The sequence below is a fragment of the Metasolibacillus fluoroglycofenilyticus genome (genome assembly GCF_003049645.1).
GTDB classification, from domain to species: Bacteria; Bacillota; Bacilli; order Bacillales_A; family Planococcaceae; genus Metasolibacillus; species Metasolibacillus fluoroglycofenilyticus.
On record NZ_PYWK01000001.1, the window covers coordinates 1,921,768 to 1,941,487 of the forward strand.

Here is a 19,720-nt window from a genome sequence, read left to right on the forward strand (position 1 = left end):
TCAGTCCTTAATTAATTTCAATATGAATTGCTTCTCCACTTTGTAGTTTGCCGCTTTCTTTCACTTTAATTTCCTTACCTTGTAAATTAGTAAATACGACAGGAGTGACAATTGATGGTGCTGCTGCGCTGACTAAAGGTAAATCAACTTTCAATAGCGGGTCACCTTTTTTCACCGTTTGACCTTGCTTAACGAATGTTTCAAAGCCTTCGCCATTTAATTTTACAGTGTCTAAACCTACATGAATTAAAATTTCTGTACCGTCTGCCGTTAGTAAGCCAATCGCATGCTGCGTTGGGAATATCATTGCAACCTCACCATCTACCGGTGAAACGAATATGCCATCAGTAGGGTTTACCGCAAAGCCCGGTCCCATCATACCTGTTCCGAATACTTGGTCGGGCACAGCTGTTAATGGTAATAGCTCACCTGTTGCAGGCATCGCTACATCCATTACGGCATTTACTGCTGGCTTTTGCTGCTCTTCATTTGGCATGATAGCTTCATTTTTTAATGGTGGATGCCCTTGCTTTAATCTCGTTTTCATCGCATCACCTAAAAACTCAACGGATGGTCCGATTACAACTTGTGCTGCTGTTTTGCTCATGCGCATAACGCCTCTTGCTCCGTAGCGTTTTAATAAGGCTTCATCGATTGCTGTCACATCCTTTAATGACATACGTAAACGTGTTGCACAATAATCAACTTCACTTATATTCGCTGGACCGCCAAGCCCTTCAATCATATAAAAAGCTTTTGTATCTAACACTTCATCTGCTGAACCTACAAGCTCTGCCTCTTCCTCATCATCCTCACGTCCAGGTGTTTTTAAATCCAATATTTTAATTAAGAAGTAGAATACAATGAAGTAAATTGCACCGAATACTAAGCCTATTAAAATAATTAATGCTGGCCTCGTCGCTATACCAAAATTTAGTAAATAGTCACTTAAACCCGCCGAGAAACCAAAGCCGTGTAATACACCTAGTGCTTCTGTAATATATAATGATACACCCGTTAATACAGCATGCACAAAGTATAATACTGGTGATAAGAACATAAAAGTAAATTCAATTGGCTCTGTTACCCCAGTTAAAAATGCGGTTAAAGCGATGGATAGGAACATCCCACCTACCGCAGCACGCTTTTCCTTTTTCGCGGCAAAATACATTGCTAAACATGCCGCTGGCAAACCGAACATCATAATCGGGAAAAAGCCTGCTAAAAACGTTCCTGCTGTTGGGTCTCCAGCTAAGAAACGGTTAATATCACCTTTCACAACATTCCCAGCTGCATTCGTAAATGAGCCGAAATCGAACCAAACAATCGTATTCATAACGTGGTGAAGACCGACTGGAATTAATAAACGGTTAAAGAAGCCATATAAGCCTACACCTAAACCACCTGCACCTAAAATCCATCCTGCCCCACTATCAATTACGGATTGAATAGGTGGCCAAATGACACCGAAAACAAATACTAATACGGTCATTGTAATCGATGTAATAATCGGTACGAAGCGCCTACCACCAAAGAAGGATAACCATTCTGGAAATTTCACGTTATAAAACTTATTGTATAATAACCCTGCAATAATACCTGAAATAATACCGCCAAACACACTCATATTAATCGCTTCATCGTATGCTTTTAAGCCACTAGTTAATACTAGATAGGCGATTGCACCTGCAAGCGCAGCTCCTCCGCTCGTATCAAAGGCTAACCCCATCGCAATCCCGATAGCAAATATAAGTGGTAGATTGCCTAAAATACCGTCACCAGCTGCTGCAATAATAGGTAAATTCAGCATATCCTCTTGCCCAAAACGAACGAGCAATGCTGCTGCTGGTAAGGTGGCAATTGGAAACATTAATGATTTACCAATTTTCTGTAAAAAAGCTAACATTGAATAATCCCCCTTTAATCTTTGGACTAGTTGTCTATACAAGTATACATAAAATGAAAACGCTTTTCTAGATTATTTTAAAAGAAGTTATAAATTTCGAAAAAGATAACTAGACATAGAAAGAACGAATCCCGAATATGCCGTTATATTGTTAAAGTTTTGAACCCGCTCTCTAGCAGGTGGGTGCCCGCTTCACTACATTAAACGTCCCGCTACGGTTAGGGGGGCATGTTTGCCGTAAGTGAAATAAAGGCTCCCATTCATTTAATGTTCGGTCAAAACATAGATTAACAACTAAAAAACAAACACTTCAGGATTCGTATTGATTATATTGTAGCACGAATAATCTGAATATTCAAGTTAATGGTATATTGCTTTTCACCTAATTTTGCTTTCTCTCTTTTAAAAGCTATAAAAAAATGGGTCTGTCCAAAAAGCCGTGCATAGCCGGCATTTTGGACAGTAGCGACAACATTTTACAAAAGTGTTGACTCATATAAATAGAGAAAGTTTCTTTTGAAAGTGGGACGAACACTAGCTTTAGCAGTGTTAACCTTCAGTAAAAGAGAGGAGATGAAAACTTTTATTTCAATGCGTCTTCAAAACAGAATGTACTTTTCAGACAGCCTCGGCTTTTTTATAGGTTAAGAGTGTTCTATTTTATTCTTTTTCTTTGCCAGCTGTTACTGCTAAATGTAGCTCTGTTAGTTGTGCATCAGCCACTTGTGCAGGTGCGTCTGTTAATAAGCAGCTTGCAGATGCCGTTTTTGGGAAGGCTATCGTGTCGCGTAAGTTCGTGCGACCAGCTAATAGCATCACTAAACGGTCAAGACCAAATGCTAAGCCACCATGTGGAGGTACTCCATATTCAAAGGCTTCTAATAAGAAACCAAACTGCTCATGCGCTTCCTCTTGTGTAAAACCAAGTAATGCAAACATTTTTTCTTGGAGTTCCCGCTCATAAATACGCAATGAACCACCACCTAGCTCATAGCCATTTAATACTATGTCATAGGCTTGTGCACGAACCGCTTGAGGATTCGTTTCCATTAAAGCGATATCTTCATCAAATGGACGTGTGAATGGGTGATGTGCTGCATAATAACGCCCTTCCTCTTCGTCATATTCGAATAATGGCCAATCAACAACCCATAAAAATGCGAATGTTGACTCATCGATTAAATTTAGCTCCTTGCCTAATTTTAATCGCAATGCACCAAGCGCATCGGCTACAACTGAAGCTTTATCGGCTACAAATAATAATAAGTCACCCGCCTCCGCTTTCGTCGCCTCTATAATCGCTGTTGCTGCAGCTCCTTCAAAGAACTTCGCAATTGGTCCGTTCAAGCCTTCTGTCGTTACTTTTAACCATGCAAGACCTTTCGCGCCGTAACGCCCAGCAAATTCACCTAATGCATCAATATCTTTGCGTGAATAGTTATCAGCGGCACCTTTTACATTAATTGCTTTTACTTCTCCGCCAGCCTTCACTGCATTAGCAAATACGCCGAAAGTAGAATCTTTTACAATCTCTGATAATTGCTGTAGCTCTAGACCGAAACGAACATCCGGCTTATCTGAGCCGTAACGTGCCATTGCCTCCTGATAGCTCATACGCTGGAACGGTGCTTCCACTTCAATTCCTTTTACATCACGCATTACTTGCTGAATTAAGCGCTCGTTCATGGCAATAATTTCATCCATCGTCATGAAGGATGTTTCAATATCGACTTGCGTAAATTCTGGTTGACGGTCCGCACGTAAATCTTCATCACGGAAGCAACGCGCAATTTGGAAGTACTTCTCAAACCCCGACACCATTAATAATTGTTTAAATAATTGTGGCGACTGTGGTAACGCATAAAATTCACCTTCGTGCACGCGAGAAGGAACTAAATAGTCACGTGCGCCTTCTGGTGTAGATTTTGTTAAAATCGGCGTTTCTACTTCTAAAAAGCCTTCATTTTGTAAAAAGTTACGAATTGTACGCGTTACATCTGAGCGCATTTTAAATGTATCGAACATTACAGGTCGGCGTAAATCTAAATAGCGATATTTTAAGCGTAAGTCCTCTGAAATTTCCGTTTTATCATCAATTGCAAAAGGAGGTGTTTTTGCTTCATTAATAATTGTTAAGGAAGAAGCAATCACTTCAATTTTACCTGTTTTAATATTTTGATTAATTTGTCCCTCCTGGCGAAGTACAACTTTTCCTGTTACCTCAATCACAAATTCGCTACGAATCTTTTCTGCAATTGCAAGTGCTTCGGGAGCCTCATCGCCAAATACAACTTGGACAATCCCTGTGCGGTCACGCATATCAACGAAAATCAACCCACCTAGATCGCGTCTTTTTTGTACCCACCCTTTTAATACTATTTCTTGACCGTGGTGCTGCTCATATACCTCACCACAAGCATGTGTTCTTTGTGCCATTATTTATTCCTCCAACATTATTTTTGCTCTAAAAGATAGTTCACTAAATCATGGAATGCAACTTTTTGCTGGTCGCCTGTTTCCATCGTTTTGACATTCACCGCTGCCTCCGCAAGCTCCATCTCTCCTAAAACAAGCACATACTTTGCACCTAAACGGTCTGCTGCCTTCATTTGTGCCTTCATCTTGCGATCAATGTAATCCATATCTGCCGAGATACCTTTTGCGCGGAAAGAGCTAATTAATTCTGCTGCCTTGACCTTTGCCTCAGCATCAATAGCAACAACAAATACATCTAGCTTATTATTCACGTTTAGCTCAATCCCCTCTGCTTCAAGCGCTAATAATAAACGCTCAATCGAAAGTGCAAAGCCAATGCCTGGCATATCTGGTCCACCGATATCCTCCACTAAACCGTTATAGCGCCCGCCACCGCAAAGTGTTGTAATAGCACCAAAGCCAGATGCTGTCGACATAATTTCAAATGCTGTGTGATTATAATAATCAAGCCCGCGCACTAAATTTGGATCAATTTCATACGCAATTCCTAGCGTATCTAAATACATTTTCACTTTGGCAAAATAGACTGCTGAATCTTCTGTTAAATAATCTGTTAATGCTGGTGCTGATACCATTAACGGATGCCCTGCGTCAACTTTACAATCTAAAATGCGAAGCGGATTTTTTTCTAAGCGTTTTTGACAGTCTGAGCAAAACTCTCCAATGCTTGGCTCGAAGTGTCCAATTAATGCCGCGCGGTGTGCATCGCGCGTTTCTTTATCACCTAGCGAGTTCAAAACAAGCTTTAAATCCTTTAAGCCAAGTGTGCTATAGACGTCCATCGCTAATGCAATAACCTCTGCATCAATTGCTGGGTCGGCTGAACCGATTGCCTCTACACCAAATTGTACGAATTGACGATAGCGCCCTGCTTGCTGACGTTCATAGCGGAACATCGGCCCCATATAGGATAGTTTCACGGGTTGGTCTGGCTGTCCAAACATTTTATGCTCAACATAGGCACGTACTGCCGAAGCCGTCCCTTCAGGTCGAAGTGTTAAAGAGCGCCCTCCACGATCATCAAATGTATACATTTCTTTTTGTACAATATCTGTCGTATCACCGACACCGCGTTGGAATAACTCAGTTGACTCAAACATTGGTGTGCGAATTTCGTTATACCGATAAACACGACATAATTCGCGAATTTTTTCTTCAATTAGCTGCCATTTCTCCGATTGTTCTGGCAAAATATCTTGCGTTCCTCTAGGTACTTTAAAGCTCATGATAAGCTCCCCTTTCCTCTTACTTCTTGCACGCTGTTTTACTTGAATCAAAATAAAAAAAGCCCTCGTCCCCTGCATATTTTGCAAGGGACGAAAGCTGATTCATCAGTTCCGCGGTTCCACCCTAGTTGGCATAATTAGATTACACCCTCTCGAAATTCGGATAACGGCCGATTCCGTTTTTCCCTACTATGCATAAGCATTTCGAGAAAAAGCCTCTCAAGTGTTATTCGCAATGAACGTACTGTAGGAAAAATTGCAGCCGATGTTTTTCCTTCTCTGTGTCAGCCCTAGTTATTGCTACTTGCTTGGTCGATGGCGATTTGTTTTTGAATTTATACTTTATCATAATGATGTATACAGGTCTTGTCAACTATTTTCAAAAAAACTATAGATTTTCATATCGTAATGCTTTTACAATATTAATAATGTGGTGCTCACCACTAGTTATATGACCAATATATATGTTAAAACTGGATGCATACGATTATCAATTCAGACAGGATAAACAATTTTGAAAGGAGTAAAATAATGAAAAAAACATTTAGCATATGGACAATTTGTGCCATGCTCATTTTAACGATGCTGCCCACGGTGCACAGCGCAAAAGCAGCGCAAGACGATTACATAGTGAATGCTGAAATTTTATATTTACGCGAAGGTCCCGGCCTTTCCTATCCTATTTTAGAAACACTAAAAGAGGGTCAGTTACTTTCTTCCACTCGACAGCAAGGTGATTGGATGCATGTAAAAGTCAATAATAAAGAAGGCTGGGTAGCTAAGTGGCTCATCAAACCAACAACAGCGACTGAACAGGACAAGTCAGAGCAGCAAATTGTTATTTCACAAGTGGACAAGCTGAATGTACGCGCAGAGCCCTCCTTATCCTCAACAGTGCTAACCCAGCTTCCCTTAGGTGCTGAGACACAGCTACTTCAACAGCAGGAGGAATGGGTACAAATCCAATATGGAAATGTTATCGGCTGGGTTTCCACATTGTATATTACGGTCAATGAAAAACAGCAAGCTACCGTAGCGGAGGAACAACAAGAAGAAACATCTATCGAAACATTAGAAAATGACCCGAATACATTTACAATTGTAGTGGATACAGTCAATGTCCGAAAAAAAGCTAGCACAACATCCAAAATATTAGGTGTGGCAACAAAAGACCAGCAATACAAAGTATTAAGTAGAAAAAATAATTGGGTGGAAATCCAATACTCAAAGAAAAAATCAGGTTGGATTTATAGTTTTTATGGGACATTTACTGTCCAGCAAGATGCGCCTACTGATCCGCTAAAACCTGTTACAGAAAATGTCACAATTATTTATAATGGAACTAACTTACGAGAGCAAGCCTCCACCTCTTCAGCTGTTGTTCAGCGTGCAGACGCGGGACAACAATATAGCATTATCGCTAAGGAAGGGGAATGGTATAAAATTGCGGTTGGTGAAAAAGAGGCCTATGTGGCAAATTGGGTAGTCTCTGCCTCTCAAAGTGAAGCAATTACTACTGCGAGTCAAAAAAATCGCAAAAACGGAACATTGCAGGGGCTGACAATCGTCATCGATCCTGGACATGGCGGCAACGATCCCGGAACGACAGGCGTTCGTGGCACATATGAAAAAGGACTAACATTGCAAACGGCTGAGCTGCTAAAATCAAAATTACGAGCAGCAGGGGCAAATGTTGAACTCACTCGTGAGGCAGATGTTTTCGTTGATTTACGTAAACGTATAGCTGTTGGTCATCAAGCAAATGCCGATGCCTTTATTAGCCTTCACTACGATGCAAATGAAATAAGCTCTGTTACAGGCTTTACTACCTATTATTACGGCGACACGAATAAAGGGCTTGCCGAGGCTATTCAGCAAGGACTTGAAGGGACGGTTAACTTGCGCAGTCGTGGTGCACAATTTGGCAACTTCCTCGTGCTACGAGAAAATCGTCAAAATGCGATATTAATTGAGCTTGGCTATTTAAGCAATGCTGCTGAAGAAGCGGTTATTACAACTGACTATTACCGTGAACAAGCAACACTCGGTATTTACCAAGGCTTATTAAATTATTTCAATCAATAAAAAACTAGTAAGGAGAGCATGCTTTCCTTACTAGTTTTTTGCATTTTTATGAAGGTATTTATGATTTAGAAAAAATCCATGTTCTTTTAAAAGTTACTTTTTAGAAAGTCCCTTTCCTCACTTCGATTCCACAATAATCGTCACAGGTCCATCATTAATTAAGGAAACATCCATCATTGCCCCAAAAATACCTGTTTCTACTTGTAGACCATATGTGCCTAGCTCTTTGTTAAATGCTTGCCAGAGCGTTTGCGCAAAATCAGGACGTGCCGCATCTGTAAAGCTTGGACGGCGTCCCCTTTTCACGTCGGCATACAAGGTAAATTGTGAAATGGATAAAATAGCTCCACCAACTTCTAAAATCGAATGGTTCATTTTGCCGTTTTCATCTTCATAAAGACGTAATTCTGCCACTTTTTTCGCTACGTATTGAACATCTTCTAGCGTATCTGCATGTGTAATACCGACTAGTAAGACATAGCCTTTATCAATTGCTCCCGTTATCGTACCATTCACTGTAACGGAAGCATTTTTCGCTCGTTGGAGCACGACTTTCATAGGATTACCTCTTTTACTACTTTAGTTAATAACACGTTGCACCGAATAAACATCAGGTAATTGCTTAATTTTTTCGACTACTTTAGTTAATTCTCCGATATTTGTAATTGCAATTGTTAGCTGCAAGGTTGCCATTTTTTCTCTATCGGCGCGTCCAGCAACTGCTAAAATATTCGTTTTAGATTCGCTCACCACTTGCATAACATCATTTAAAATACCATGACGGTCATATGCTGAAATTTCAATATCAACAGGATATTGTTTGCGCTCTGTTGCTGTTCCTACTTCCCATTCAACAGCGATTAAACGCTCTTTGTCGTCATCTTGAATATTTGGACAGTCTGCTCTATGCACAGAAACACCGCGCCCTTTCGTAATGAAGCCGACAATCTCATCGCCTGGGACAGGTGTACAGCAGCGTGATAGACGAATAAGTAAATTATCAATGCCTTTTACAGCGACACCCGATTCTGTTGTGCGCTTTGGCTTAGGCTTTTGCATTTCCTTCACAATTTTTTCGAGCGCTTCCTCTTGCTCACGCTCTTTGCGCATTTTTTCCGCTAGGCGATTTACTACTTGCTGTGCGGTTATTCCTCCTACACCGATAGCCGCATACAAGTCTTCCTCATGCGTATAGTTGAATTTTTCAATTACGCGCTTAATGTTTTCCTGAGTTAAAACCTCTTTAGCCTCAAATTCTTGCGCCTTAATTTCTTTTTCAATTAGCTCTTTCCCTTTAATTACGCTATCTTCACGCAGATTTTTCTTAAAATATTGTTTAATTTTGTTTTTCGCCTGCGAACTTTGAGCAATTTTAATCCAGTCACGGCTAGGTCCAAATGATTGCTTAGATGTAAGCACCTCAATAATATCCCCCGTTTTTAGCGGTGTATCGAGCGGAACCATCTTGCCATTGACTTTAGCCCCAATTGTTTTATTGCCGACTTCTGAGTGCACACGGTAAGCAAAATCTATAGGCACAGAGCCCGCTGGCAATTCAATTACATCGCCCTTTGGTGTAAAGACATAAACCATATCCGAAAATAAATCAAATTTTAATGATTCCATAAACTCCTCAGCGTTGGATGATTCATTTTGGAATTCTAAAATTTCACGGAACCAGCTCAGTTTTTGGTCGATGCTTTCCTTGCTGCGTTCCACTGCCTTCCCTTCTTTATAGGCCCAGTGCGCCGCAATCCCATATTCAGCAATTTTATGCATATCTTTCGTACGAATTTGCACTTCTAAAGGGTCGCCATATGGCCCGATAACAGTCGTATGCAAGGATTGATATAGGTTTTGCTTTGGCATTGCAATATAGTCTTTAAAGCGACCTGGCATCGGCTTCCAAAGTGTATGAACAATGCCAAGCACCGCATAACAGTCTTTAATGCTATCTACCATAATACGAACAGCCAATAAATCATAAATCTCATTAAATTGCTTTTTTTGCATTGCCATTTTACGATAAATGCTGTAAATATGCTTTGGTCGTCCATAAATATCCGCATCGATTTCTATCTCATCAAGCTGTGATTTAATTTCATCCATTACATTATCCAAATATGCTTCGCGCTCATCGCGCTTCCTCTTCATTAAGCTAACGATGCGATAATACTGCTGTGGGTTCAAATAGCGTAACGCCGTATCCTCTAACTCCCACTTCACTGTCGAAATTCCTAAACGATGAGCGAGAGGTGCAAAAATTTCAAGCGTTTCATTTGAAATACGTCGTTGCTTTTCCGAAGGTAAATGCTTTAATGTGCGCATATTATGTAGGCGGTCTGCTAGTTTAATTAAAATAACGCGAATATCCTGTGCCATCGCGACAAACATTTTACGATGATTTTCAGCCTGCTGCTCTTCCTTCGACATATATTTAATTTTTCCTAGCTTTGTTACACCATCTACAAGCATTGCTACTTCCTCATTAAATTCACGCACTATATCCTCACGAGTCAATGCAGTATCTTCTACGACATCGTGCAAAAAGCCTGCCGCTACCGTCGCCGGGTCCATTTGTAGCTCAGCTAATATTCCTGCTACTTGTACAGGGTGAATAATGTATGGTTCACCTGAGCTACGAAACTGCTCTTTATGCGCTTCCTTCGCAACCTCATACGCCTTCTTTACAAAGTCAACGTGTTCATTATTCATATATGATTTAACGAGCTCGAAAACATCTTCGGGCGCTAAAATTTGTTCTTTCGCCATTGCATATCCACCTTGTCCCTATATTTTCACGATTCATGTATAAACTCAATTTTATAAAAAATATGTATATGTTGTAAAGACACGTTATCATTTAGTTGTCGTAAAAGTGGTTAAATGTTTCAAAAAACAACAATGACTGTGTGAAAAGTGACGCATTCGCCTATCTTTCACACAGCCTTATTCTTAATATTGAATTAATGTTTTAATTGGGTAGTTACCGATTTTGTCGCGTCCATTCAAGTCAGACAGCTCAATTAAAAATGCGCATCCGACTACAATTCCACCTAGTTCTTTGACTAAGCGAATTGTCGCCTCTATCGTTCCACCGGTTGCTAATAAATCATCACAAATCATTACTTTTTGTCCTGGTTTAATCGCATCGCGGTGCATTGTTAACGTATCTTTGCCATATTCTAAGCCATAATCAACGCTCACTACTTCACGTGGTAATTTACCTGGCTTACGAACAGGGGCAAAGCCGATTTCTAGCGCATAGGCTACTGGGCAGCCAATAATAAAGCCGCGCGCTTCTGGACCTACAATAATTTCTGCGCCGAGCTCTTTCGCATATGTAACAATTTGATCTGTTGCATATTTGTAGGCTTGACCGTTGTCCATAATTGTTGTAATATCTTTAAAACTAATTCCTTCCTTCGGCCAATTCTCTACCGTTGTTACGTATTGCTTTAAATCCATTTATTACTCCTCCTTAGGAATCCACTTGCATCATTTGCTTATCTAACCACTGCTTCAGCTCACTATAAGTAGCGTATAGTAGCTTTTGCTCTAACTGTATTTGTGCTGAACGTACCTTGTATGACGGAGCCTCTTCTAACGCCTGTTTTGGCGCATTTTCTACAACTGTCGTCAGACCACCCTCTATTGTAACAAATCCTAGCTCAAAAAACACCTTTGTCATAAAATTAATTACATCCACATTTAACCCAATATGCTGCGCTAGTGGCTCGATATGCTGCTGCAAAGAAAAGCTTGGGCGTTTCTTTAAAAAGCTATAATACCAGCTAAAATGCTGACGTGTCGGCATGCCGCTAAAATAATGTGAGGTGGCTGTATAAAAATGAGCATAAATGCGCTGTGGCTGCACCCTTTGCAGCATTTTTGTAAAATGCACTTCACTAGGAGGTAAATCAAGCACCGCAACATAGCGCTTATCACTCTTTTCTACGTGCTCTGCAAGCGTTACAGGCAATTGTAGCTGCTGTTCAAAATGCGGCACAAGCTGCTCGTCGAAAACAACAAATAGCGTCTCTTCTTTCGGAATGGTTGACACCCAACTCACCGCCTGCTTTTTACCACGCAAATCAAATAATTGCCATTCATTTGATTGCACATCCTGTACCATAAACTGTGGCTTTTTACGATTTTGCCATTCATTAATTTGCAAATCACCGACAAAGGATAGTGCAACACCGTAGGATATATCATTAAATAAATAGCCTTTATTAAAACCAATGGCATCGATTGTACAATAACCATCGTCTAGTTCTAATTTTAAATGATTTTCATTCGCTCCAATTTTCCGCATAGCACTTACTTTCACTTGTTCAAGTGCAAAAACAGGCTTCGCAAAATCGACACCGAAAGGACCTAGCTGCTGAATTTCCTCAATCGCCTCAACAGTCACTTCACTTAATTCAACAGGAACATCTATCGTTAGCTGAGGTATGAGTTGCTCAACAGTTAAACAGCTTTGTGCCTGCTTATTTAGGCGCTCCTGCAATTGTCCAACATGTTCTATAGCTAGCGTCATCCCTGCTGCCATCGGATGTCCACCAAAATGCGGCAATATATCTCTATTTTTCGCGAGTTCATTGAACAAATGGAAGCCTTCAATACTGCGCGCTGAGCCTTTTGCCACTCCATTTGCTGCATCAAGTGATAAAACTATTGTCGGGCGGTAATATTTTTCTACGAGCCTAGAGGCAACAATTCCAACAACACCGGGATTCCAACCTTCATGTGCAACGACTAAAACATGGGCATTTTTTAATTCATCATCAGCCTCAATCATTGCTTCCGCTTGCTCCGTAATCATTGCAACAATATTTTTACGCTCAGCATTTTTAGCATTCAGTAGCTCGGCTAATTCCTTTGCCGTTGAACTATCCTCGCTCATTATAAAATGCACCCCCGGCATTGCATCTCCTAAGCGACCAATGGCATTTAAACGAGGGCCGAAGTAAAAGCCAATTGTTTCCTCATTAATTTCCGACTGCGTCGCGCTTGCTACTTTACAAAAAGCTTGCACCCATGGACTTTGAGACTGGCGTAAATATTTGATACCCTGCTGTACAATATAACGGTTTTCATCTACCAGAGGCACTAAATCCGCAATCGTCCCTATCGCAACAAGCTCATATAAATGCGTTGGTATCTCACCGTATAATGCATGTGCTATTTTAAATGCCACTCCAGCACCTGCAAGCTCTCCAAAAGGATAATGCCCTTCTGGTACACGTGGATGAATAATAATATCTGCTGGCGGTAGCTCCTCCCCTGCCTCGTGGTGGTCGGTAACAATTACATCCATCCCAAGCTCCTTGGCAAGACGTATCGGTCCTATCCCACCAATGCCATTATCCACCGTAATAATTAATTGAACCCCTTGTTCATATGCATCGCGAAATAATTGCTCGTGCGGACCATAGCCATGCGTAAAGCGGTTGGGGATAACAAAATCCACATCTGCCCCTAAGTCTAATAAAGTATGGAGCATAATGGCTGTGCTCGTAATGCCGTCCGCATCATAATCTCCATAAATTAACACTTTTTCTCCTGCTTCAAGAGCTTGCTCAATCCGCTTCACTGCTTTGTCCATATTATGTAATAAAAACGGGTCATGTAGTGCTTGTTCATCCATTGTTAATATTTTTTGTGCCTGCTCAACCGTTTGACAGCCCCGTGCTACTAAAATTTTGGCTGCGATTGGCGAAAGCTTTAATTGTTGCTGCAAATGTTGCACACTTTGCTCATTAGGGTGCTGGATAATCCATTTTTTATTCATACTTATCATGTCATTCACTTCCTTTAACGATATTATTATAACAGTATTCAAGAAAAAAAGGCTGTTTAGAAAGCAGGCTAGCGCACCACTTTTCAAACAGCCTTTCCTTTTACATTTATCACTTTTCCTCTTGCAAGCTTTCTTGTGTGTTATTTAGCAACTTCGTTTGCTGTACGACTAATTGTTCGTTTTTAGTAGTTAACTCCTGCTCTAATTGCCCGATTTTTTCATCTCTTTGCTGTAAATCTTTCGCTAAATGCTTAATTTGACGATTCATACGAAATAAATTAAAGGCAATAAAAGATATTGAACTAACCGCACCAATAAAAGCTGAGCCTAAAATAACTAATATAAGTGGCCAATGGGCTTCACCGAAAATATAATTCACTGGTACTTGGTCTACGTTTACAACAGCAAATATTGCGATAATAATAGCAAAAACTAAGCCGATTAATAATGTCCATTGTGTTTTCATCAATAAACGCCTCCCTATTTTTTATGTCTAGCTATATTTTATCGTGTATTTGAGCTTGAGTAAATCAAAGAAAAAGAGAAACGAAAATGGAGCCTTCATTGCATATGCAAAATGAGGCTACCTAGTTAGGCAGCCTCATTTTAATTTAAACAACTGGTTCGTCTGTACCCCATTGTTTTTTCTCTTTTTTCACGACACCGCCACCAGTTTTCGACATTTCACGTACTTTTAATGAATACCAAATTTGTGCAGCGATACAAATGGACGAATACATACCTGTAACAAGACCAATTAATAGCGCGATTGAGAAGTTTTGAATAGATGGTGCACCTAAGAAAATAAGGGCAACAACTACGATAATAACCGTTAATACTGTATTCACAGAACGTCCCATCGTTTGACGCAATGATTTATTTACAATATTCGCAAGTTCTTCTTTTGTAGTAATTTTCTCCTGATGATTAACGTTTTCACGAATACGGTCAAACGTAACAATCGTATCGTTAATCGAATAACCAACGATTGTCAATACTGCAGCGACGAATGTAATTTCAACTTCTAATCGCAGTAAACTGAAAATCGCCACAATAAAGAATACATCATGCAATAATGAAATGATTGTGCCGACACCCATACGCCATTCAAAGCGAATGGCTACATAAATAATAATACCAATCGCTGAAATAACTAGTGCCTTAATCGCGTTTTTCACCAGTTCCTCCCCTACCGTTGAAGAAACGGCACTCACGCTAGGCTCATGATTAAAGTCTGCCTTTACCTGTGCCTTTAAATCTAAAATTTCCTGCTGAGAAAATTCATCTTTATAACGTGCAACAGCGATGTTCTTCTCTTCACCAGAAATAATTACATCTTCACTTGTGAAGCCCATTCCCTCTAAATAGTCTATCATTTCCTCTTGTACAAGCTCACGGTCTGCTAAAATTTCCACACGTGTACCACTTAAAAAATCAATACCTAAATTTAAGCGGAAAATGCCGATGATGACTACTCCCACAACTAAAATAATCAAGGAGAAAGCATAGAATTTACGGCGATGACCTACAAAATCTAAACGATCGAATTTCGTCGTTAAATCAAGCGCCTTTAAGCCTTCCTCTAATTTATGTTGCTTCGATTTTGCAATACCATACCAAACAGGATTATCGAAATAACCGCTGTTGACAAGTAAACCAAGTAGCATACGCGAGCCCCAAACAGCCGTTACGAAGCTTAGTAAAATTGTAATAATTAATGTTGTCGCAAAACCTTTTACAGAGCTTGTACCAAAATAGAATAATACAATCGCCACAAGCAATGTTGTTAATTGCGCATCGACAATAGCCGATAAAGATTGCTTTGAACCAAGCTTAAACGCTTCTTTTGCACTATGACCTACACGCAATTCCTCACGAATGCGCTCGGCTGTTAAAATATTCGCATCGACTGCCATACCGATTCCTAATACGACCGCTGCAATACCGGGTAATGTCAGTACCGCATTAATGCCGTTGAAAACAACAAGAACTAAGTACGTAAACACTGTTAATGTAATTATGGCAATAATTCCTGGTAGGCGGTAGTATAGTAGCATGAATACAAAAATAATCAGTACCCCTATAACGCCAGCAAATACAGTGCTCGTTAGTGCTTGCTCACCGAATTGCGCACCAACTGAAGTCGAATAAATTTCAGTTAATTTAACAGGCAAAGAACCTGAATTCAATACAGAGGCAAGAGACTTTGTTTCCTCTACTGTGAAACTTCCCTGAATCATTACATTTGTTGTATTTAACACTTGACTTACTGAGGCAGCAGAAGCAAATTTCGGCTCCTCTTTACCAGCTTCAGCAGCGTAAGAGTCCACACCTTCTTCAAAATCTAACCATACGACAAGTAGGTTTTTCCCAGGCCCCATGTCTAAAACATGCTGTGTTGCCTCGGCAAATTTTGTCGCGTCCTTTAATGTTAATGTAACAATCGGTTGATTTCGGTCATCAAAAGTGGCATTTGCCCCACCCTCTTTTAAATCCGTTCCATCGAGCAGTAGATTATCGTCTACGTCACGGAATGTTAAATTCGCCGTGCTTGATAGTAGCTCTCGAGCCGATGATTGGTCGTCTAAACCTGCTAGCTGCACACGAATACGATTTTCTCCCTCAATTGCAATGGAAGGCTCACTTACACCAAATGCGTTTACACGTCGGTTTAATGCCGCGTTTGTATCCGCTAAAACACTTGGCGTCACCTTCGAACCGTCTAATGTTTCAACCTCGTATAATACTTCAAAACCACCTTGTAAATCCAAGCCGAGTTTTACTTTGTCTAAAACTCCTTGAACCGTCGTACCCATACCTGTAAATAGTAATAGAACAATCAGCGTAAAGGTAATAATACGGTTTACTAATTTCATTGTAAATCCTCCTCTAACTTGACGCACGAATTTGTGCATGAGAAAAAGCGCTTATGCGCTATATTCTCCGTTCACTTATGTAGCGGCCCACTTAAGCGGCCAACAAAACCCATTCTAAAAAACGAATACACACAATATGCTTATTATGAAACACGATTAGCTAGCTGTCAAATATTGAATAGAGGATTTTCCCCTTTATTCACAGGCACAGCAGACCTCTATTTAAAAACAAAGCATCAAATTGAATGCGTTCAAAAATGAATTGAATAGCAGATTGCCTAGCTAGCATTCTTTTGCAGCAAAAATAAAGAAGTAATAGAAGTGTTATTTTATTCTATTTTTGTATTCACATTTTCCACATTAAATAGCACAGCAGCTAGCTCACTTTGTAAATCTAGTGCTTGGTGGGACACAAAACGATGATAATTTAATACTTCTGACGGCGTTAAATCAAAAACGGTTGCAACAACTTCAGAAATTGATAGGCTTTCAATCTCTTTTTTACGCCATTTTCGGTCAACACAATAATTCCAAAGCTCTTCCTCTGACAGCGCTTGATATTGAAGAAAATGAAACTCTTCTACTTTACTTTGTAATACAACGTACACATGGTCAAAAAGCTGTTTATAACGAATCGCCATAATCTGCTCACCCCTGTTATCAATTTCGCCTCGGCTAACTCTCGTCCAGATTATTTCGAGCTCGGTGGTGGAAGTTAACCTAAAACCGTCACATCGCGTAATAACGGTTAACTACCTGCATCGCGCAGGCCTTTTTTCAAAATCTGTGACATCCCCCAACAGGCTGTTGGTCACCCAGTCGTTGCGCGTGTGGTGGCGCTCTTAGACTGAGTTCCTCTCTATTAGCGGCTGGCTGGACACTAGCTGATAGAAGTTAAAGTTGTAATCACTACTGCTCATGCATACAAATAGTGTATATCAAAAAAGATAAGATGAGAAGGGATTGGCGCAGTGGCATCATTTATAAAAGGTACGATGTTTTTAATATTTGTCATTTTTCTTTCAAAATGCTTAGGCTTCATTTATCGAATGCAATTTATGCGTATTGCTGGAGAAGAAGCTGTCGGTATTTATATGACCGCTTATCCGACATTTATTTTTTTTATTGCGATTGCTCAGCTCGGCTTGCCAATTGCTGTCGCTAAACTGACGGCGGAGCTTCGTGCAAAAAAGCGCACTGAAGATGTACAAGCTGTTATGGCAAAGGCCATTTTTATTTCTACGATTGCCATTTTATTATTATTACCACCTCTTTATTTATCACTGCCATGGCTCGCACGCACATTATTACAAAACGAAGCAATCGCCCTTACTTTAAAGGTGTCGCTAATTACTGTTCCCATCGTCGTTTATGCAAGTTTAATTAAAGCATACTTGCAAGGTTTAGCCAAAATCACACCAACTGCTTGGGCTCAGCTATTAGAGCAAGTTTTGCGCATAGCGCTCGTCATGTTACTATTGCCGTATTTCGTCACGGCTGACGCAAGTATTACCGCTGCTGGTGCAATGTTTATTACATTGCTTGGAGAAATTTTTTCATTATTATTTTTAGCATTCCACTATACTAAGCAAAAATACAACACAAAGGCTACAAGCTATCCTGCCGCACCGCTATTTCGCATTGCTTTGCCTTCAGCAGGAAGTAAAATGTTCGGCACATTTACATGGTTTTTGGAGCCGATTATTTTTTTAAAGGCTTTAACCGTTTCTGGACTTGCCGCATCCGCAGCAACAACTTTGTACGGAGTTATTTCAGGTGTGCATATTCCATTATTGCTATTTCCTTCATTCATCCCTAATGCTTTAGCAATTGTACTAATTCCAGCTGTTAGCGATGCGATGGCTCGCAATAATACAAAAGTATTATCCGAGCGGGTTGAAGTATCGCTGCGGCTCTCATCCATTATTGGCTGCTTTGCCGCCACTTACTTTTTTATTTACGGAGATGAGCTTGCAATGAAGCTGTTTCATTTAGAGGAAAATCGCGGTTTTATGAAAATATTAGCACCCATTTTTTATTTTTATTATGTGCAAAGCCCACTTCATTCTATTTTACAAGCTGTTGACGAGGCGCGTGCAGCCATGATGAACTCGGTCTATGGTGGCTTGGCAAAGCTCTTTATTTTATTTGCCCTTGCCTCGCAGCCATTTATTCAGGAAAAAGGAGCAATCATTGCGATTGGCTTTGGTGTACTTATTACATCATTTTTACATATCGCAACATTGCGACAGCATCCACGAATCGGTGTAGGATTTCAAATTTTTGTCGTACCTTATGTGACGTTTATCATCGTATGCCTTGTGCAATCATTCGTTCATTTCACAGGTCATTTTTGGATTGATAATGCTATCACATTAGTATTTATTACGTTATTACTTATTATCACAAATCAAATTCGCTGGCAGGATTTACGCTATTTACGAGCTATTTTTTCGAGACTTTAGCTGTACATGTAATTTACCATCTTCATAGCAGGCATAAAAAACACGCTTGACCGAGTAGATTCCTTGAGCACGCAACTCATCTTCTAGCCATTCTTCTGTTTTACCAATTAAACGTAGATGCTTTCCATCTAAATAACCATCGACAATAATGGGTAAAACAAAAGCAGGACCATCTTTCATATAAATTGACAGCTTACCTGACTGCTCTAAAAATGCAAAAGAAATCGATTGTACGGAGCTAATGCCCTGTTCACGCATTTGCTGAAATAAATCATCTAAATTATAGCGTTGCTTGACCATCGCGTTTTCTAAAATAACACCATCTCTTACAACAATTGTAGGGTCTCCGTCAATCACATCGCGCAAACGTTTATTTTTTAAAATAAAAATAGCATTAATATATTGAATTGCAAAAAGCAATAGTATTGGTAAAACCGATTTTAGAAAGGGTTTTTCGACATCTTCTAATGCTAAAGCAGCTACTTCAGCAATTAAGACGTAAACGGCAACATCTAAAATGCTTAACTCACCTAGTTCACGCTTGCCCATTACTCGAAAGACGAACAGTACAAGAAAATATAGAAAAAACGTCCGCGCTATAATTAATAAGTACTCTTCCATACGTAGCCCCTCTTTTTGTTCATTGTGAGCAAAATGAGGGTTTTTCATACAAAATGTTTTTGTAAAATGAAAGCAGTTAGTTCACTTTTGATATACCTCAAATACGTATATACTTTTCAAATACCCATTTCCTAGTTCAAAAGCTTTGATTTGCCCGCAAAATATTGATATCCGCTTAATCAAACAAAAAGAGATTAGGCAGAAGTAGCATTCATCTACTTTCCTAATCTCTTTTACAC

At 39.9% G+C, this 19,720-nt stretch carries 13 protein-coding genes, 1 other RNA gene and 1 other annotated feature; of the genes, 2 read left to right on the forward strand and 12 right to left on the reverse strand.

From position 1 onward, the window contains the following. Positions 1-7: 7 nt before the first annotated feature. The 4 genes from nagE to hisS all read right to left on the reverse strand — a co-directional run bounded on the left by nagE (position 8) and on the right by hisS (position 5,628). Positions 8-1,906, reverse strand: coding sequence for an N-acetylglucosamine-specific PTS transporter subunit IIBC (nagE, locus tag C9J36_RS08980; RefSeq protein ID WP_107942874.1), 1,899 nt, complete (start codon positions 1,904-1,906; stop codon positions 8-10). 124 nt (positions 1,907-2,030) lie between these two features. After that, a non-coding RNA gene (gene ssrS, locus C9J36_RS08985) (6S RNA) lies at positions 2,031-2,226 on the reverse strand. A gap of 340 nt (positions 2,227-2,566) precedes the next feature. Further along, a complete protein-coding gene (gene aspS / locus C9J36_RS08990) occupies positions 2,567-4,342 on the reverse strand; it encodes an aspartate--tRNA ligase (protein ID WP_107942875.1) in 1,776 nt (591 codons plus the stop codon). Positions 4,343-4,359: 17 nt separating this feature from the next. Then, entirely contained in the window at positions 4,360-5,628 is a 1,269-nt protein-coding gene (hisS, locus tag C9J36_RS08995; protein ID WP_066162531.1) for a histidine--tRNA ligase, read from the reverse strand. Between the two features lie 83 nt (positions 5,629-5,711). After that, positions 5,712-5,953: a binding site (T-box leader), on the reverse strand. Between the two features lie 206 nt (positions 5,954-6,159). On the opposite strand from hisS, the gene C9J36_RS09000 reads away from it, so the two are divergent. Then, a complete protein-coding gene (locus C9J36_RS09000; protein WP_107942876.1) occupies positions 6,160-7,713 on the forward strand; it encodes an N-acetylmuramoyl-L-alanine amidase family protein in 1,554 nt (517 codons plus the stop codon). A 117-nt stretch (positions 7,714-7,830) separates the two neighbouring features. On the opposite strand, the gene dtd is transcribed toward C9J36_RS09000, so the two are convergent. The 7 genes from dtd to C9J36_RS09035 all read right to left on the reverse strand — a co-directional run bounded on the left by dtd (position 7,831) and on the right by C9J36_RS09035 (position 17,036). Next, positions 7,831-8,271, reverse strand: a complete 441-nt coding sequence (gene dtd / locus C9J36_RS09005; protein WP_066162525.1) for a D-aminoacyl-tRNA deacylase — start codon at positions 8,269-8,271, stop codon at positions 7,831-7,833. A gap of 21 nt (positions 8,272-8,292) precedes the next feature. After that, a complete protein-coding gene (locus C9J36_RS09010; RefSeq protein ID WP_066162522.1) occupies positions 8,293-10,485 on the reverse strand; it encodes a RelA/SpoT family protein in 2,193 nt (730 codons plus the stop codon). Between the two features lie 183 nt (positions 10,486-10,668). Continuing rightward, the gene (locus C9J36_RS09015; RefSeq protein ID WP_066162520.1) at positions 10,669-11,181 is read right to left on the reverse strand and encodes an adenine phosphoribosyltransferase; all 513 of its coding nucleotides are present in this window, start codon (positions 11,179-11,181) and stop codon (positions 10,669-10,671) included. A gap of 13 nt (positions 11,182-11,194) precedes the next feature. Then, on the reverse strand, positions 11,195-13,519 hold the full coding sequence (recJ, locus tag C9J36_RS09020; RefSeq protein WP_107942877.1) for a single-stranded-DNA-specific exonuclease RecJ: 2,325 nt from the start codon (positions 13,517-13,519) through the stop codon (positions 11,195-11,197). A gap of 109 nt (positions 13,520-13,628) precedes the next feature. Beyond that, positions 13,629-13,985 (reverse strand): LapA family protein, encoded by a 357-nt coding sequence (locus C9J36_RS09025; protein WP_066162512.1) that lies wholly within the window; start codon positions 13,983-13,985, stop codon positions 13,629-13,631. Positions 13,986-14,130: 145 nt separating this feature from the next. Further along, positions 14,131-16,395, reverse strand: a complete 2,265-nt coding sequence (gene secDF, locus C9J36_RS09030) for a protein translocase subunit SecDF (RefSeq protein WP_107942878.1) — start codon at positions 16,393-16,395, stop codon at positions 14,131-14,133. A gap of 329 nt (positions 16,396-16,724) precedes the next feature. Further along, positions 16,725-17,036: a post-transcriptional regulator gene (locus C9J36_RS09035; protein ID WP_066162507.1), complete on the reverse strand. Its 312-nt coding sequence runs from the start codon at positions 17,034-17,036 to the stop codon at positions 16,725-16,727. A 330-nt stretch (positions 17,037-17,366) separates the two neighbouring features. On the opposite strand from C9J36_RS09035, the gene C9J36_RS09040 reads away from it, so the two are divergent. Beyond that, positions 17,367-18,860, forward strand: a complete 1,494-nt coding sequence (locus C9J36_RS09040) for a putative polysaccharide biosynthesis protein (RefSeq protein WP_066162505.1) — start codon at positions 17,367-17,369, stop codon at positions 18,858-18,860. On the opposite strand, the gene C9J36_RS09045 is transcribed toward C9J36_RS09040, so the two are convergent. Next, the gene (locus C9J36_RS09045; protein ID WP_066162501.1) at positions 18,834-19,481 is read right to left on the reverse strand and encodes a DUF421 domain-containing protein; all 648 of its coding nucleotides are present in this window, start codon (positions 19,479-19,481) and stop codon (positions 18,834-18,836) included. The two genes, C9J36_RS09040 and C9J36_RS09045, sit on opposite strands and share 27 nt — an antisense overlap. Between the last annotated feature and the right edge of the window lie 239 nt (positions 19,482-19,720).

Excerpts from the sequence above, each read along its gene's own strand:
- dtd (WP_066162525.1), bottom strand. The coding sequence starts at position 8,271 with ATGAAAGTCGTGCTCCAACGAGCGAAAAATGCTTCCGTTACAGTGAAT.
- C9J36_RS09000 (WP_107942876.1), top strand. The coding sequence starts at position 6,160 with ATGAAAAAAACATTTAGCATATGGACAATTTGTGCCATGCTCATTTTA.
- secDF (WP_107942878.1), bottom strand. The coding sequence starts at position 16,395 with ATGAAATTAGTAAACCGTATTATTACCTTTACGCTGATTGTTCTATTA.
- C9J36_RS09045 (WP_066162501.1), bottom strand. The coding sequence starts at position 19,481 with ATGGAAGAGTACTTATTAATTATAGCGCGGACGTTTTTTCTATATTTT.
- nagE (WP_107942874.1), bottom strand. The coding sequence starts at position 1,906 with ATGTTAGCTTTTTTACAGAAAATTGGTAAATCATTAATGTTTCCAATT.
- C9J36_RS09025 (WP_066162512.1), bottom strand. The coding sequence starts at position 13,985 with ATGAAAACACAATGGACATTATTAATCGGCTTAGTTTTTGCTATTATT.
- hisS (WP_066162531.1), bottom strand. The coding sequence starts at position 5,628 with ATGAGCTTTAAAGTACCTAGAGGAACGCAAGATATTTTGCCAGAACAA.
- C9J36_RS09015 (WP_066162520.1), bottom strand. The coding sequence starts at position 11,181 with ATGGATTTAAAGCAATACGTAACAACGGTAGAGAATTGGCCGAAGGAA.
- aspS (WP_107942875.1), bottom strand. The coding sequence starts at position 4,342 with ATGGCACAAAGAACACATGCTTGTGGTGAGGTATATGAGCAGCACCAC.
- C9J36_RS09035 (WP_066162507.1), bottom strand. The coding sequence starts at position 17,036 with ATGGCGATTCGTTATAAACAGCTTTTTGACCATGTGTACGTTGTATTA.
- recJ (WP_107942877.1), bottom strand. The coding sequence starts at position 13,519 with ATGATAAGTATGAATAAAAAATGGATTATCCAGCACCCTAATGAGCAA.
- C9J36_RS09010 (WP_066162522.1), bottom strand. The coding sequence starts at position 10,485 with ATGGCGAAAGAACAAATTTTAGCGCCCGAAGATGTTTTCGAGCTCGTT.